Raw genomic sequence first — 15,095 nt, forward strand, 5'->3', positions numbered from 1 at the left:
CCCTATGCCAAAGGCATGGGGAGGGGGACCGCCGGCGCAGCCGGGGGTGGAGGGGAATGAAGCGTCACGTCAGGCCTCGCCCCTCCGTCAGCCCGCATCGCGGACTGCCACCTCCCGTGCCTTTCGGCGCAGGGAGGACATCCTAAACCAGCTTCTGCACGGCCTGCATGAATGGCCCGATCGATACCGGCTTGGCGAGATAGCCTTCGGCGCCGGCTTCGCGGATGCGTTCCTCGTCGCCCTTGCCGGCGTAGGCGGTGACCGCGAGCACGGGGATCTGGCGCAGCACCGGGTCGGCCTTCAGCGCCTCGATCAGTTCGAGGCCCGAGACGTTGGGCAGCTGGATGTCCATGATGACGAGGCCGGGCACGAACTGGCGTGCGCGGTCGAGCGCCTCGCGGCCGTCGGCGCAGGGCTCGACCGTGAAGCCGTTGGCGGCGAGCAGATCGCAGAACAGTTTGCGGTTGAGGTCGTTGTCCTCGACAACCAGAATTCTTTTTGCCACGGAACACCTCTGGAGCGCCAAGCGGGAAGCTGCGATGCCCGTCCTGCTCTATGGAACCGGAAAGGCCCTGACAATCATTCGCGAACCGTCATCCCCCGCCGCCGATCCTGCCGATCTGGCGCTTTCGGCGCTTGCCTGGGTGCTTGCGGACGAGGATCGCGCGATGCGGTTCCTGGCGCTCACCGGTTTGACGCCCGACGCGCTGCGCAGCGGGCTGGGCAATCGTGCGGTGCTTGGCGGCGTGCTCGATTTTCTCTGTGCGCATGAACCGGATCTTGTCGCGGCGGCGGCAGCACTCGATATAGCGCCCGAAACACTCGCTGCCGCCGGGGAGAAATTGCAATGAGCCGTCCGCTGGTCGTCAGCGATTGCGACGAAGTGCTGCTGCACATGGTCGCGCCGTACAAGGCCTGGCTGGCCGAGCATCACGATGTCGAATTCTCGATGCGCTCGAGCGACTTCTCCGATGCGATGCGCCATCGCGGCGACGCCCGCCCGGTGGCGCCTGCGGAGATCCACCGCCTGCTCGACCTGTTCTTCGACACGCAGATGCACGCGCAGCCGCCGATCGCGGGCGCGGTCGAGGCGGTCAACGCCCTGGCCGAGCGCGCCGACGTGGTGATCCTCACCAACCTGACCGACGCCTATCGCGATGCGCGCACCGCGCAGCTGGACGCGGTCGGGATCAAGGCGCGCGTGTTCACCAACCAGGGGCCGAAGGGACCCGCGCTTCAGCGCATCCTCGACGAGTACCGCCCAAGCCGGGCGGTGTTCATCGACGACCTGCCGTTCCACCATCGCTCGGCCGCCGAGATGACCCCCGACGTGGTGCGCCTGCACTTGTGCGGCGAGCCGATGCTGGCGCCGCACATTCCCTGCGCTCACACGGCGGGCCACGCCCATGCGCGGATCGACACCTGGGATCATGCCCTGCCGTGGATCCACGCACGGCTCGACGAGGCGGCCTGAACGCCGGCCATCCGGCGCGCGATCCCTGGCGCCGACATTTTTCAAACGGAGTTGCCCCGATGACCGCTTCGATCGATTCCCGCCTGGCCGAGCTTGGCCTGACCCTGCCGCAAGCCGCGGCGCCGGTCGCGGCCTATGTGCCGACCGTGCTGGCCGGCGGCCTGCTTCACGTCTCGGGCCAGCTGCCCTTCGTCGATGGGCAGCTCGTGACCGGCCGGCTGGGCGAGAGCGTGTCGCTCGAGGAGGGCCAGGCTGCCGCCCGCGCCTGTGGCCTGATGCTGCTGGCCCAGGCCAAGGCCGCGCTCGGCTCGCTCGACCGGATCGAGCGCGTGGTCAAGCTGGGTGCATTCATCAGCTCGACCGCCGACTTCACCGACCAGCCCAAGGTCGCCAACGGCGCGTCGGAACTGATGCAGGCGGTGTTCGGCGAGGCAGGCCTTCACGCGCGCAGCGCCGTGGGCGTGCCGGTCCTGCCGCTCGGCGCCGCGGTGGAAGTCGATGCTATCTTTGCTGTTCGCGCTGCTTGAGCGCTTCCTCTTGCCCGCCCGTGCGTCCGAGCGGGCGGGCTGGCTGACCGGCTGCATCTACGCGCATCGCGGGCTGCATGGCCCGGGCGTGCCCGAGAACTCGCTGGCCGCCGCCGAGGCGGCGATCGCGCGCGGGTTCGGCATCGAATGCGACGTGCAGCGCAGCCACGACGGACAGGCGATCGTCTTCCACGACTGGACGATGGAGCGCCTGACCGGCAGTGCGGGCACCGTCATCGATGCCAATGCCCCCGAACTGCTGCGCCTGCCGCTGCGCGACGAGACCGGCGCGGTGGTGCCGGGTGCGACGATCCCGGGCCTGCGCCAGCTGCTCGACCGCATCGACGGGCGCGTGCCGCTGCTGATCGAGATCAAGTCGCGCCCGGGCTTGCGTATCGCGCCGCTGTGCCTGGCGGTGCGGCGCCTGCTCGAAGGCTATGCCGGGCCGGTTGCGGTGATGAGCTTCGACCCGCGCGTGCCGGCATGGTTCCGCCGCTACTCGCCGCGCGTTGTCCATGGCCTCGTCGTGACCGACGCGGGGCGGCGCACGCTGCTGGCGCGCCTCAAGAGGCACCTTGCACTCTGGCGCGCACGTCCCCAGTTTCTGGCCTATGATATTGCCGATCTCGCCAATCCTGTCGTGCGCCTCGCGCGCCGGCGCGGCCTGCCGGTCCTGACATGGACCATCCGCACGCCCGAGGACGCGGCACGGGCCGCAGCGCTGGCCGATGCCCCCATTGCCGAGGGGCCGGTCCTCACGGCGGATCGGTGAGCGCGGCCTCGCCGCGCAGCCGGCGGCGGGGGGCCACGTCATGAGCCTTGTTGCGCGGGTGGAGCGCGGCGTCGGCGCGATCGACGCTGCGGACTGGGACCGGCTGGCGGGCGGGGGCAATCCCTTCGTCTCGCACGCCTTCCTCACCCTGCTCGAGGAATCGCGCAGTGTCGGCGGGCGCAGCGGCTGGACCCCGCTGCCGCTGGTGATCGATGACGAGGGGGGCAGCCCGGCGGCTGTGCTGCCGGCCTACCTCAAGCAGCACAGCCAGGGCGAGTACGTCTTCGACCACAATTGGGCCGACGCCTGGCAGCGGGCCGGCGGGGACTATTACCCCAAGCTGCAGATCAGCGTGCCCTTCACGCCCGCGACCGGCCCGCGCCTGTTGTGCGAGAAACGGCCGGACCTTGCGCTGCCGCTGCTGCGCGCGGCGGAGGCGCTGGTCGACCAGAACGGGCTTTCGTCCGCGCACGCGACGTTCATCAGCCCCGAGCAGCTGCCGCTGTTCGAGGAGGCGGGGTGGCTGCTGCGCACCGACCTGCAGTTCCATTGGGAAAACCGGGGGTACGCCAGCTTCGACGATTTCCTGGCGGCACTGTCGTCGGCGCGGCGCAAGAACCTGCGCAAGGAACGCGCCGCCGCGCAGGAAGGCGTGGAGATCGTGGCGCTGACGGGCGAGGCGATCCGGCCCGAGCACTGGGACGCGTTCTGGGTATTCTACCAGGACACGGGGGCGCGCAAATGGGGCCAGCCCTACCTGACGCGCGCGGCCTTCGACCTGATCGGGCAGCGCATGGCGGACAAGGTACTATTGGTGCTGGCGCTGCACGACGGGGAGCCTGTCGCAGGCGCGCTCAATTTCATCGGGGCCGACACGCTCTATGGCCGCTACTGGGGCGCAGTGGTCGACAAGCCGTTCCTGCATTTCGAGCTGTGTTATTACCAGGCGATCGACGCCGCGATCGCGCTGGGCCTCAGCCGTGTCGAGGCAGGCGCACAGGGCCAGCACAAGCTGGCGCGCGGCTACGAGCCGGTGCAGACCTGGTCGGCGCATTATATCGCCAATCCGGATTTCCGCCGCGCAATCGCCGACTTCCTCGAGCGCGAGCGCGAGGGGATCGACCAGGGGCAGCTGGAGCTGGCCGCGCACACCCCGTTCCGCAAGGGTTGAACCCTGACGGCTGACAGGGCCGGCCGTATGGCGGCATCAGGCGGCGCGGGTTTGCGTGTCGCGCAGCCACTGGCGCGCGCGGCGCTGGGCTTCGGCGATTTCGCGCGCGGTCATGTCCTCGGCCACGTCGGCGCGCGCCTGGGCGCCATCGTCATGACCGGCGACGGCGGCGAGGTTGAACCACTTGTGGGCCTCGACCAGATCGCACTCGACCCCGTGGCTGCCCGTGGCGAAGGCGACGCCGAGGTCGAAGTAGGCGTGGGTGTCGCCCAGCATCGCGGCGGCAAGGCAGGCGGCGAGCAGCGTGTCGGCGCGCTCCTCGGCCGGGCTGATGCGCGGCGTGGCGGCGGGTATCAGTGTGATCGGTGATCGGTCCATCGTCTTGTTCCATCCCCTGTTGGACGCGATCGGCCGGAATCGGTGGTGGGGCCTTGTGCATCCGTTGCGGGGCCAGACTTGCGCAACTTGGTCAACAAACCGTTAACCAAGAACTTTTCAGGATGCGTCGGCGCGGGACCCAGGGGCGAGGAAGTGCTTGTGCGGCTATGGCCGCCTGCCTATAGGCGCGGCAAGCCGAAGGCTGGTCGCGCCATACGCGGCGCTGACGGGCCTTATGGTCGGAAGGCGCAGTACGGAGGGCCGGATGGCTGGGGTTTTGGGTGACGAAATTGACGTGTTGGCAAAAGCCCGTCGGGCGATGCCGAGTGATTACGTTCCGGGCGAAGACGAAACCTACATGAGCGAGCAGCAGCTCGACTATTTTCGCCGCCTTCTGCTCGAATGGAAGAAGTCCATCCTTTCGGCCTCGGCCGGTACGCTTTCGGCCCTGCAGGACGGACCGCTGCGCGAACCCGACCTCAACGACCGCGCGTCGAGCGAGACCGACTGGGGCATCGAACTGCGCACGCGCGACCGCCAGCGCAAGCTCATCGCCAAGATCGATTCGGCGATGCGCCGGATCGACGAGGGCGAATACGGCTTTTGCGAAGTGACCGGCGAGCCCATCGGCCTTGGCCGGCTGATCGCCCGACCGATCGCGACGATGACCGTCGAGGCGCAGCAGGCGCACGAGCGTCGCGAAAAGGTATCGCGCGACATGTGATCGCAGCGACGGGGCGCGGTAAGCATGGCCGCCCCCGTCCTGCCGGGAAAATCGGCCCTTCCGGCACGCATCGGGGCCGGCTTAAGCCTTTTTTTGCCGATTTCGTTTAACGAATGTGGTACGGATCGGTCCGGTGACCGGCACGGCAGACGCTTTGCCGCAGCCAGGCCGGTCGTGGACGGGTCCGGGCATTCGTCCAACCTCGTCAGGCTCTCGTCTTTCAGGAAACGGAATTTCGCACGGTGACTGAACCCGATCATCGGCAAGTGGGGCGCGACAGCCTGTTCATGATGGCCGACCTGCGCCTGGATGGGCAGGACGGTGACTATCGTGTGCGCGTGCGCAACCTGTCGGCAGGCGGGATGATGGCCGAGGGCAGCGTGCGCGTTGCCAATGGCATGCGGGTGGACATCCGCTTGCGCCACGTCGGCTGGGTGGCCGGCACCGTCGCGTGGATCCAGGACAGCCGCTTCGGCATCGCCTTCGTCGAGCCGATCGACCCCAAGCTGGTGCGCGAGCCGGTGCAGGGACAGTCCGCCGACGATTACGCACCGCGCTATGTACGCCCGCCGCTCGCCCCGCCCGAGAGCAAGCCGCTGCGCAAGCTCTGACGCCGCGTACCCTGCTGCCCGGATGTCGGCGCGGATACTGGGCTGCCGGGGTAGCGCCCTGCCTCCGATCTGTTAGGCTGGCGTCGATGTCGCCGACCCCGTTGCCTTGCCGTGCCGCCGCCGTGCATGCCTCGCGCCGCCGTCGCGCAGGGCCGCTGCGTCAGGTGGTGGGCCTGGCCCTCGTGGTCGCGCTGCTCGGCGGTTGCGGCGCGCGCCGCCGCGGGCCGCTGCCGGTGGCGCTGGCGGGCGACGAGACCGCCTTCCAGACCGCGGCGACCGCGCATCTCACCCCTGCGGGACAAGTCCTGCGCGCCGCCACCGTCGAGGGCTTGGTCGGCTTCGATGCCGAAGGCCGCGTCGTTCCTGCGATCGCCGAACGCTGGATCGTGACCGACGATGGCCTCGGCTACATTTTCCGCCTGCGCGAGGGCACCTGGCCTGATGGCTCGCCGATCGACGCGGCCAGCGTGGTGAGCGCGCTGCGCCGCGCACGGGCGAACCTGTCGAACACCGCGCTGGGGCTTGATCTCGCCCCCATCGACGAGATCCGGGTGATGACCGACCGGGTGGTGGAAATCGACCTCGTCGCGGCGCTGCCCGACCTGCTGACCCTGCTGGCCCAACCGGAAATGGGCCTGCCGCGCGCGCGGCTGGGATCGGGGCCGCTCGGCCTCCGGCGCGAGGGCGGGCAAGCGCTATTGTCGCCAATCCCCCCGGAAAAGCGCGGGCTGGCCCCGGTCGAGAACTTCGCGCGCAGCGTGCGCCCGCTGCGCCTCGAGGTCATGCCGATGGCGCGGGCGGTGCAGCGGTTCAACGACGGACTGGTCGACGTGGCGCTGGGCGGGACGATCGACACGTTGCCGCTGGCAGGCACGACGATGCTGTCGCGCGGCAACGTGCAACTGGACCCGGTGGCCGGGCTGTTCGGGATCCAGGTGGTGGATGCCGGCGGCTTCCTCGCCGACCCCTTGCGCCGCGAGGCCTTGGCCTTGGCGATCGATCGCGATGGCATCGTCGGGGCCTTCTCGATCGGTGGCTGGCAGCCGACGACCCGGCTGATCCCCGGCGACGTTCCCGAGGATGCCGGGATGGACCAGTCGACCAGCCCCGGCGAGCGCTGGGTTGGAACGACGCTCGACCAGCGCCGTGCGCTGGCGCGGCAGCGGGTGCAGGCGTGGATCGCCTCGGGCCAACCCGCACCGGTGCTGCGCCTCGCCATGCCCGACGGCCCCGGATCGCGCCTGGTGTTCGACCGGCTGCTCGGCGATTTCGCGCAGATCGGCATCCGGCTCGAGCGGGTCGGGCTGGAGGACCGGGCGCAATTGCGGCTGGTCGACAGCGTCGCGCGCTATGGCCGGGCCGCGTGGTTCCTCGACCAGGTGGCCTGCACGGTCGAGCCGGCGGGCTGCAGTGCACAGGCCGACGCCCTGGCCGCGCAGGCCCGTGCCGAGCGCGATGGCCGGGTTCGCGCCATTCTGCTGGGGCAAGCCGCCGCCGCGGCCATCGCCGCCAATGGCTACCTGCCGATCGCACGCCCCTTGCGCTGGTCGCTGGTCCGCAGCGGCGTCGGCGGCTTCGCGCCCAACCCCTGGGGATGGCACGCGCTGCCGCCGCTGACGATGGTGAGCCGCTAGGGCAACCATTAACGCAGGGAGGGGGCGGGCAAAATCGGTCGCCGGGGGCATTCCCGACAGGCAATCCCGCAAAATTCGATCCGATTGGCGCGATTTTTCGCATTTGGTCATGGCGGCGCAAGGAACAACCGGCTAGAGGGCAGCAGCCGAACGATGGTATATCGGGCTTCGCGTGGTGAAGCCTTGGCCCCCTGATCCGCGCTTTTGTCCCCCCGCCGGCCTGTGCCCCCCGTGGCGCTCCGGCCCAGACCCGTTGAGTTTCATGTCCTTTTCTTCGCTCCCCGCCGCCGTTTCCGAATCCCTTGCCGCGCGCGGCTATGCCGAACCGACTCCGGTCCAGGCGGCCGTGCTCGAGGCCGAGGCGGTGGGCCGCGACCTGCTGGTCTCGGCGCAGACCGGTTCGGGCAAGACCGTCGCGTTCGGCGTCGCCATCGCCAGCGACCTGATCGGCGAGGGCACCCCGCCCGCCGGTGCGCCGCTGGCGCTGGCCATCGCACCGACGCGCGAACTGGCGCTGCAGGTCAGCCGCGAGCTGCAGTGGCTGTTCGAGAAGGCGGGCCTGCGCATCGCGACCTGCGTCGGCGGCATGGACCCGTCGAAGGAGCGCCGCACGCTCAATTACGGCGCGCACATCGTCGTCGGCACGCCGGGCCGCCTGCGCGACCATCTCGAGCGCGGCGCGCTCGACCTGTCGAGCCTGCGCGCGGTGATCCTCGACGAGGCCGACGAAATGCTCGACATGGGCTTCCGCGAAGACCTCGAAGAGCTGCTCGACGCGACCCCGGCCGAGCGCCGCACGCTGCTGTTCTCGGCGACGATGCCGCGCCCGATCGCGGCGCTGGCCCGCCAGTACCAGCGCGACGCGCTGCGCATCTCGACGATCGATGAGCGCCAGGGCCATGGCGACATCGCCTATCAGGCGGTCGCCGTCTCGCCCAACGACATCGAGAACGCGGTCATCAACCTGCTGCGCTTCCACGAGGCGGAAACGGCGATGCTGTTCTGCGCCACGCGCGACAACGTCCGCCACCTTCACGCGACCCTGGTCGAGCGCGGCTTCGCCGCCGTGGCGCTGTCGGGTGAGCACAGCCAGAACGAGCGCAACCAGGCGATCCAGGCGCTGCGCGACGGCCGCGCACGGATTTGCGTGGCCACCGACGTCGCCGCGCGCGGCATCGACATCCCCTCGCTCAGCCTCGTCGTCCACGTCGAGGTGCCGCGCGATGCCGAGACGCTGCAGCACCGTTCTGGCCGCACTGGCCGCGCCGGTCGCAAGGGCACGGCCGTGCTCGTGGTGCCGTTCCCGCGCCGCCGCCGGCTCGAGGAAATGCTGCGCCGTGCGCGCATCGAGGCCGAGTGGATGGCCGCGCCCAGCGCGGCGCAGATCCGCGAGCGCGATCGCGAGCGCCTGCTCGAGCAGCTGCTCGCCCCGGTCGACGCCGATGAGGTGCTCGACGATGACGTCGCGCTCGCCGAGACGCTGATGGACAAGATGGAAGTGCGCGACATCGCGCTGGCGCTGGTGCGCGCCCATCGCAAGGCCATGCCGCAGCCCGAGGACCTGATCGACCTGTCGAGCGACGAAGGCCGCCGCCCGCCGCGCCGCGAAGGCTTCGACGACGTGGCCTGGTTCCGCATGGACATCGGCCGCCGCCAGAACGCCGACCCACGCTGGCTGCTGCCGCTGCTGTGCCGCCGTGGCCACATCACCCGCAACGAGATCGGCGCGATCCGCATCGGCATGAGCGAGACGTTTTTCCAGGTGCCCAAGGCCATGGAAGACCGCTTCCGCGCCGCGCTGCAGCGCACCGCACGCGAGGGTGCCGAGGACGAGACGGGCATCCGCATCGAGCCGAGCGAGCCGCCGCGCGAGACCGCACGGACCAATCGCCGCCAGGGCAATGGCCCGAACCGCCCGCGCAACGATTACCCCCGCGGTGATGGCCCCCGTGGCGATGGACCCCGCCCGCACCGCAAGGGCCCGCGTCGCCGCGAAGGCTGAGCCGGGACGCCTCTGAGGGTTTGCGTACCTCCCTGCCGCTAGGCGGGGAGGGAGCGTTTCTATTCCGGCTGGCGTTCGAGCGGCGCATCGCGCAGCAGCGCATCGAGCGCGCGCGCATCGTCGCAACTCGTATCGCCCGCCAGCCTCGCCTGCAGCGCGCGATAATGCTGCAGCACCGCCTCGCCGAGCGCGCTGACCTTGGCCCCGCCGCCGCGGGCGCTGCCGGGGAAGGTCTCGACCAGCGGGCCGCTCCAGCAGCGATTCATCACGTCGACCAGCAGCCACGCGCGGCGATAGCTCATCCCCATGACCCGCGCCGCGCCCGAGATCGACCCTTCGCGCGCAATCGCATCGAGCAGGTCCGCCTTGCCCGGCCCCATCGCGATGGCGTCGGCGCAATAGAGCTGCAGCTTGATCTTGATGCCGGGGCGCTGGGTCATGGTGCCAGGACTATAGCCGCACGCGCGGCGAAGGCCATCGCTTGCCGTGCCGGGGCGGCCTTGCGCCTCAGCGATAGAATTCGCCCTCGATCTTGGAGAGAGTCTCGAAGCCGTCGCCGATATGGCGGCGCATTGCGGCCTCGGCACCGTCCGCATCGCGGGCCATGATCAGCTCGACCATGGCGCGGTGGTCGGCATTCGCGGTGCGCAGCCGGTCCGAATCGTAGAAGCTCTCGAACAGGAGGCGATGGATCGGCACGTTGAGGCGCTGGAGCAGTTCGGCGATGACCATGTTCCCGGACCCCTCGACGATCACCCGGTGCCATTCGATGTTGAGGCGGCCGAAGCGGTCGGGGGCGCGTTCCTCGACGCACTTGTCCAGCTGTTCCTGCACCGCGCACAGCCGCGCCCTGGCATCGTCGGAGGCATGGCGCGCGAAATCCGCCGCGCAAATCCCCTCGAGGGCCATGCGCGCGCGGTAGATCTGCGCCACTTCCTCCAGCCCGGTGCTCTTTACCGAAGCGCCACGGAACTCCTCGATCTGGACGAGGCCTTCGCCCTCGAGCCGTTGTAGCGCCTCGCGGACCTTGGACCGGCTCGCCCCCATCTGGCGGATGATGTCGACCTCGACCAGGCGCTGGCCCGGCACGAAGCGGCCGGTGCGGATGCGCTCGCGCACCCAGTCTGCAATCTCCACGCCCGTCGGGGCGCGCTTGTCGTCTGCGTCGCTCATGACCGCAGTGATTCCGCGCGCTCACAATATTGTCAACAATTTCGTCCGCCACTTTCCCTTTGCATCTGGGCGGATGATGGCAGATGAAATTGTCAACAATACAGGAGCGGATGATGAAGGCGGCCCAGGTGATGGGAGTTGTGATGGCAGCGTCGGTTGCCATGCCGATCTCGGCGCCCGTCCTGGCGTCGGACTATGCCGAAGTGCAACGGCAGTCGCTCTACGTTCCCGTCCGCGACGGGACGCCGCTGGCGGTGAACCTGTATCGCCCGGCGCAGGCCGGCAAGCCGGTCGACGGCAGGATGCCGGTCATCTTCGTCTTCACGCCCTATCGCGCCCGCTATCGCGACAAGGACGGCAAGGTCCAGGAAGTCGCGCTCGACGACAAGATGGCGCTGCGCTCGCTCATCAGGGCGGGCTACGTCGTCGCCGTGGCCGACATTCGCGGAAAGGGCGCCTCGTTCGGCCATCGCCGCGGGTTCCAGGACCGTACCGAGGCGATGGACGGCCATGATCTGGTGGAGTGGCTGGCGCGCCAGCCGTTCAGCACGGGCAAGGTCGGCATGATGGGTTGCTCGTACCTCGGCGGTACGACCTTTCACACCGCCAGCACGGTGCCGCCGTCGCTGAAAGCGGTCTTCGTCGGCTCGTCCGATCTCGACAAATATGCCTTCGTGCGGCGTGGCGGGATTACCGCCCAGTTCAACACCCGCCCGGACGAGCCGCTGTCGGACGATCTGGCCAGCCTTCCGGTCGACGACGATGCCGCGGGCGTGAAGCTCAAGGCGGCCGTGGCGCAGCATGCCAACAACACGCCGATGGCCGCGCTGTGGTACGGCATGCCCACGCGCGACAGCGTCTCGCGCTATACCGGCAATGCGTTCTGGGAAGAGGTCGGGATCTACAACTACCTCGCGCCGATCCGGAAGGCAGGCATTGGCACGTACTTCTGGAGCAACTGGCACGACGAGCCGACGGCGCAATCCATCCTTAGCGCCGCGAACATGCCGGGGTCCAAGTTCCTGGCCGGGCCGGGCAGCCATTGCGTGCCGCCCCCGGGCTTCGACTTCACCGGCGAGGTGGTGCGCTATTTCGACCATTACCTGAAAGGTGCCGACAACGGCATCGAGAAGGCGCCGCGCGCGACCTATTGGCTCGAGGGGCTGAACGGTAGCGGCGGCTATGTCCGGTCGAACCGGTTGCCGGGCGAGGGCGCCAGGCCGATGCGCTGGTATCTCGATGGCGGACGCAGCCAGACCGCGCGTTCGGTCAACGATGGCACGCTGCGCACCTCTGTCGGCAAGGCCGGCGCCGACCCCTTCACCGTGCGCTACGACCTGCCGAGCGCCGACTACTTTGCATTCTGGGCGCAGCCGATGGACGACAAGGGCCTGAGCTACACTAGCGCGCCGCTGGCCGCGCCGACCAGACTGGTGGGCTATCCCGTGGTCAACCTGCGGGTGAAGGCCGACAAGCCCGACGCCAACGTCTTCGTCTATCTCGACCAGGTGGCCGCGGACGGCAAGGCGGAAGTCGTCGCCTTCGGACGGCTGGCGCTGTCGCACCGCAAGACCGGGACGGCACCGTACAAAACGATGGGGCTGCCCTATCACCCGGGCAAGGCCGCCGATGTGGCGCCGCTGCCGGTGGGCCAGGCCGCGGACCTGGCGATCGACCTGACGCCGGTGTCGCGGATCGTCCCGGCGGGCGCGCGCCTGCGCGTCACGATCACCGGCGCCGATCCGCGCCAGCGCAACCTCAAGGACATCCAGCAGACCCCGGCGCCCGTCATCACGGTCGAGCGCGGCGCGGGCGCCCCATCCTGGATCGAGCTGCCGGTGTCGGACTGACCCCGGCGAAGAAACGACAAGCGGCTGAAGCACGCTGCGAGAGGGAGTGGAACATGAACGGAAACATCGTCGAGAAGGCGGGCTACAAGGCCCTGTTGCGCATGGGCTGCTGCGCCGTGGCGCTGGCTGCCCCGGCTCTGGCCAGCGCGCAGGAGCAGCCTGCGACCGCGGAGGCCGCGACCAGCGCCGAAGCACCCAGCACCGCTGAAATCATCGTGACGGGCAGCCGCGTGCGCGGCGAAGCGCCGGTCGGCTCGACCGTCACCACGCTGGGCCGGGCGGAGATGGAAGCCTCTAGCGCCGTCACCGTCGATCGCATGATCAAGGAAATCCCGCAGGTCTTCGATCTCGGCGTATCCGAAAACTCGCGCGGCCAGTCGGGCGGCAGCGGCAACATCACTTACGGCAACTCGGTCAACCTGCGCGGGATCGGGCCTTATGCTACGCTGGTCATTATCGACGGGCACCGCGTCACCAACAACAGCCGCTCGATCGACCCCTCGGTCCTGCCCTCGCTCGGCGTCGAGCGGGTCGAGGTCGTGGCCGACGGCGCCTCGGCGATCTATGGGTCCGATGCGGTGGCGGGCGTCGTCAACCTGATCCCGCGCCGCTCGCTCAACGGCGGCGAGGTCTTCGCCCGCGCCGGCATCGGTGCGCGGGGCGATTTCCACGAGACCACGCTGGGCGCGGCACTGGGCAAGGTGTTCGACCGCGGCCAGGTCATGGTCGCCTACGAGCATGTCGAGCGGTCGGCCCTGAGCGGCGACAATCGCAGCTTCTTCACCAGCGACCAGCGCCGCTTCGGCGGGGGCGACTATCGCATCGCCCGTTGCGCGCCGGGCAACATCAACGCCAATGGCACGACCTATGCCATTCCCGCCGGCGGCGTGACCCAGGCGACGGCCGGATCGCTGACGGCCGGCACCGTCAACCTGTGCGACGAATTGGCCAACCAGGATCTGATGCCCCGGCAGAAGTACGACTCGGTCAACAGCACCGGCCGGTTCGAGTTCAACGACTGGTTCAGCGTCTTCTATGACGGGTTCTATTCGCGGCGCGAATTCTATCGCCGCTCGGCCTATTCGAACGCGCGCCTGACGGTGCCGCAGACCAACGCCTTCTTCGTGCGCCCGGCAGGCTTCACCGGTTCGAGCTACACGCTCGACTACAACTTCCGCAACGACGTGCCGACCAACGACAGCTACGGCTATGCCCAGAGCTGGCAGATCACGCCGGGCCTGCGCGTCAAGCTGCCGCACAACTGGGAGTTCGAGGCGCTCTACGGCTATGGCAAGACCAACGACTTCTCGGGCTCGTACTATGGCATCAACAACGCCGCGCTGAATGCGGCCTTGGCCAGCAGCGATCCGGCGACCGCCTTCGACCCCTACAACGGGGGGCGCACCAGCAGCGCCGTGCTCGGCACGATCGCCAACCAGATCTTCCTGGCGCCCACCAACGGCCGCCTCAAGACCTACGAGGCGCGGCTCAACGGTGCGCTGTTCCACCTGCCCGGTGGCGACGTGAAGCTGGCGACGGGCTACGAGCGGCAGGACTTCACCGTCGGGCTCGGTTCGGCGCGCGGCGGGCCGACCACGCCTGTCGTGTTCCGCAACTTCGGGCGCAAGGTCGACAGCTTCTACGGCGAACTCTACATCCCGATCTTCGGCGCGGACAACGCCACGCCGTTCTTCGAACGACTCGAGATCAACGCCGCGATCCGCCACGACAAGTACAGCGACGTCGGCGGCACCACCAACCCCAAGTTCGGCGTGAACTGGCAGCCGGTGCAATGGCTCAAGCTGCGCGGCAGCTATGGCGAATCCTTCCGTGCCCCGACGATCCCCGAAATCTACGGCAACTCCAACAACCTGTTCGGCCAGAGCTACCAGAACCCGGCCGGCGGCGCGCCGCTGCAGGGCTATGCGCTGTCGGGCCCGAACCTCGACCTCAAGCCCGAGACGGCGCGTTCGTGGTCGGTCGGCGCGGACTTCGAGCCGACCCGCCACTTGCGTTTCGGCGTGACGCTGTGGGACGTGAAGTACAGCAACCAGGTGCTGGCGAACCTCTCCAACCTGGCAATCCTGGGCAACGAGGCGCAATATGCCGGGACCGGCATCATCCTTCGTGGCGATGCCGCGGCCCAGCGCGTGCAGCAGCTGGTGGCGCAAGGCGTGGCGCTGGCGGGCGGCTCGTTCCCCGGCGGCAACCCGGCCAACGTCACCCTGTTCGTCGACGGGCGCAGCCAGAACCTGGGCGTCTCGATCACCCGCGGCATCGACTTCACCGGCAGCTGGACCACCGACATCGGTTCGAACGATCGCCTGACGTTCAACCTGTCGGGCACCTACCTCACCAAATACAACGTCGCGGTCACGCCGACCGCGCCGCTGGTCGATCGCCGCAACGTCATCTTCAACCCGCTCAAGTTCAAGGGACGCGCCAGCGCCAACTGGGACCACGGGCCAATCTCGGCGCGCGTCGTGGTGACGCATGTGGGCGGCTACACCAACAATCTCGCGCCGCAGGTGCAGATGGTGAAGAGCTACACCCCGGTCGATCTCTCGCTCAACTGGCGGATCGGCGATCCCAAGGAGAGCGGGTTCTTCGAGCGCGGCTTCACGCTCGGGTTCGAGATGCGCAACGCCTTTGATACCAACCCGCCCTATGTCAACCTGGCGCCCAGCGGCAACGGCAGCGGCGGGTACGATGCGACGGCGAGCGATCCGATCGGACGGCTCTTTGCGGTCAGCGTCCGCAAATCCTTCTGACGACGGAG

Annotated in this window: 15 protein-coding genes; 11 read left to right on the forward strand and 4 right to left on the reverse strand. The window is 68.9% G+C overall.

The genetic code is table 11. The features are described from left to right. Positions 1 to 142 precede the first annotated feature (142 nt). On the reverse strand, positions 143 to 505 hold the full coding sequence (locus V7Q48_RS14905) for a response regulator (RefSeq protein WP_333839066.1): 363 nt from the start codon (positions 503 to 505) through the stop codon (positions 143 to 145). Here V7Q48_RS14905 and V7Q48_RS14910 point away from each other — a divergent pair. Genes V7Q48_RS14910 through V7Q48_RS14930 form a run of 5 tightly spaced genes read left to right on the forward strand, consistent with a single transcriptional unit; the run spans position 474 to position 3,944 of the window. Next, positions 474 to 851, forward strand: coding sequence for a DUF3572 domain-containing protein (locus V7Q48_RS14910; RefSeq protein WP_333839068.1), 378 nt, complete (start codon positions 474 to 476; stop codon positions 849 to 851). The genes V7Q48_RS14905 and V7Q48_RS14910 overlap by 32 nt on opposite strands. Further along, positions 848 to 1,474 (forward strand): HAD family hydrolase, encoded by a 627-nt coding sequence (locus V7Q48_RS14915; protein ID WP_333839070.1) that lies wholly within the window; start codon positions 848 to 850, stop codon positions 1,472 to 1,474. Before V7Q48_RS14910 ends, V7Q48_RS14915 begins: the two co-directional genes overlap by 4 nt. 59 nt (positions 1,475 to 1,533) lie before the next feature. Beyond that, the gene (locus tag V7Q48_RS14920) at positions 1,534 to 2,001 is read left to right on the forward strand and encodes a RidA family protein (protein ID WP_333839072.1); all 468 of its coding nucleotides are present in this window, start codon (positions 1,534 to 1,536) and stop codon (positions 1,999 to 2,001) included. Further along, complete coding sequence (locus V7Q48_RS14925) at positions 1,973 to 2,773, forward strand: glycerophosphodiester phosphodiesterase family protein (RefSeq protein ID WP_333839074.1); 801 nt, start codon at positions 1,973 to 1,975, stop codon at positions 2,771 to 2,773. The genes V7Q48_RS14920 and V7Q48_RS14925 overlap by 29 nt, the downstream gene beginning before the upstream one ends. Positions 2,774 to 2,813: 40 nt before the next feature. Next, complete coding sequence (locus V7Q48_RS14930; protein WP_333839076.1) at positions 2,814 to 3,944, forward strand: GNAT family N-acetyltransferase; 1,131 nt, start codon at positions 2,814 to 2,816, stop codon at positions 3,942 to 3,944. Between the two features lie 36 nt (positions 3,945 to 3,980). Here the strand turns inward: V7Q48_RS14930 and V7Q48_RS14935 are convergent, their stop codons facing one another. Further along, entirely contained in the window at positions 3,981 to 4,322 is a 342-nt protein-coding gene (locus V7Q48_RS14935) for a hypothetical protein (RefSeq protein WP_333839078.1), read from the reverse strand. Between the two features lie 265 nt (positions 4,323 to 4,587). Here V7Q48_RS14935 and dksA point away from each other — a divergent pair, with 265 nt between their 5' ends. From dksA to V7Q48_RS14955, 4 genes are all read left to right on the forward strand, one after another. Further along, the gene (gene dksA / locus V7Q48_RS14940) at positions 4,588 to 5,046 is read left to right on the forward strand and encodes an RNA polymerase-binding protein DksA (RefSeq protein WP_333839145.1); all 459 of its coding nucleotides are present in this window, start codon (positions 4,588 to 4,590) and stop codon (positions 5,044 to 5,046) included. Positions 5,047 to 5,288: 242 nt separating this feature from the next. After that, positions 5,289 to 5,657 (forward strand): PilZ domain-containing protein, encoded by a 369-nt coding sequence (locus V7Q48_RS14945; protein ID WP_333839080.1) that lies wholly within the window; start codon positions 5,289 to 5,291, stop codon positions 5,655 to 5,657. 122 nt (positions 5,658 to 5,779) lie between these two features. After that, positions 5,780 to 7,291, forward strand: a complete 1,512-nt coding sequence (locus V7Q48_RS14950) for an ABC transporter substrate-binding protein (protein ID WP_333839082.1) — start codon at positions 5,780 to 5,782, stop codon at positions 7,289 to 7,291. A gap of 262 nt (positions 7,292 to 7,553) precedes the next feature. Next, complete coding sequence (locus tag V7Q48_RS14955) at positions 7,554 to 9,293, forward strand: DEAD/DEAH box helicase (protein ID WP_333839084.1); 1,740 nt, start codon at positions 7,554 to 7,556, stop codon at positions 9,291 to 9,293. A gap of 59 nt (positions 9,294 to 9,352) precedes the next feature. Here the strand turns inward: V7Q48_RS14955 and V7Q48_RS14960 are convergent, their stop codons facing one another. Together V7Q48_RS14960 and V7Q48_RS14965 are read right to left on the reverse strand one after the other, a co-directional pair. Beyond that, positions 9,353 to 9,733, reverse strand: coding sequence for a winged helix-turn-helix domain-containing protein (locus tag V7Q48_RS14960; RefSeq protein WP_333839086.1), 381 nt, complete (start codon positions 9,731 to 9,733; stop codon positions 9,353 to 9,355). A 67-nt stretch (positions 9,734 to 9,800) separates the two neighbouring features. Beyond that, positions 9,801 to 10,466, reverse strand: a complete 666-nt coding sequence (locus V7Q48_RS14965) for a GntR family transcriptional regulator (protein ID WP_333839088.1) — start codon at positions 10,464 to 10,466, stop codon at positions 9,801 to 9,803. A 143-nt stretch (positions 10,467 to 10,609) separates the two neighbouring features. Here V7Q48_RS14965 and V7Q48_RS14970 point away from each other — a divergent pair, with 143 nt between their 5' ends. Both V7Q48_RS14970 and V7Q48_RS14975 read left to right on the forward strand, forming a co-directional pair. Beyond that, entirely contained in the window at positions 10,610 to 12,316 is a 1,707-nt protein-coding gene (locus tag V7Q48_RS14970; protein WP_333839090.1) for a CocE/NonD family hydrolase, read from the forward strand. A 53-nt stretch (positions 12,317 to 12,369) separates the two neighbouring features. Continuing rightward, positions 12,370 to 15,087, forward strand: a complete 2,718-nt coding sequence (locus V7Q48_RS14975) for a TonB-dependent receptor domain-containing protein (RefSeq protein WP_333839092.1) — start codon at positions 12,370 to 12,372, stop codon at positions 15,085 to 15,087. Positions 15,088 to 15,095: the final 8 nt, after the last annotated feature.

Origin of the sequence: Novosphingobium sp., from assembly GCF_036803765.1 — a bacterium.
GTDB lineage: Bacteria > Pseudomonadota > Alphaproteobacteria > Sphingomonadales > Sphingomonadaceae > Novosphingobium.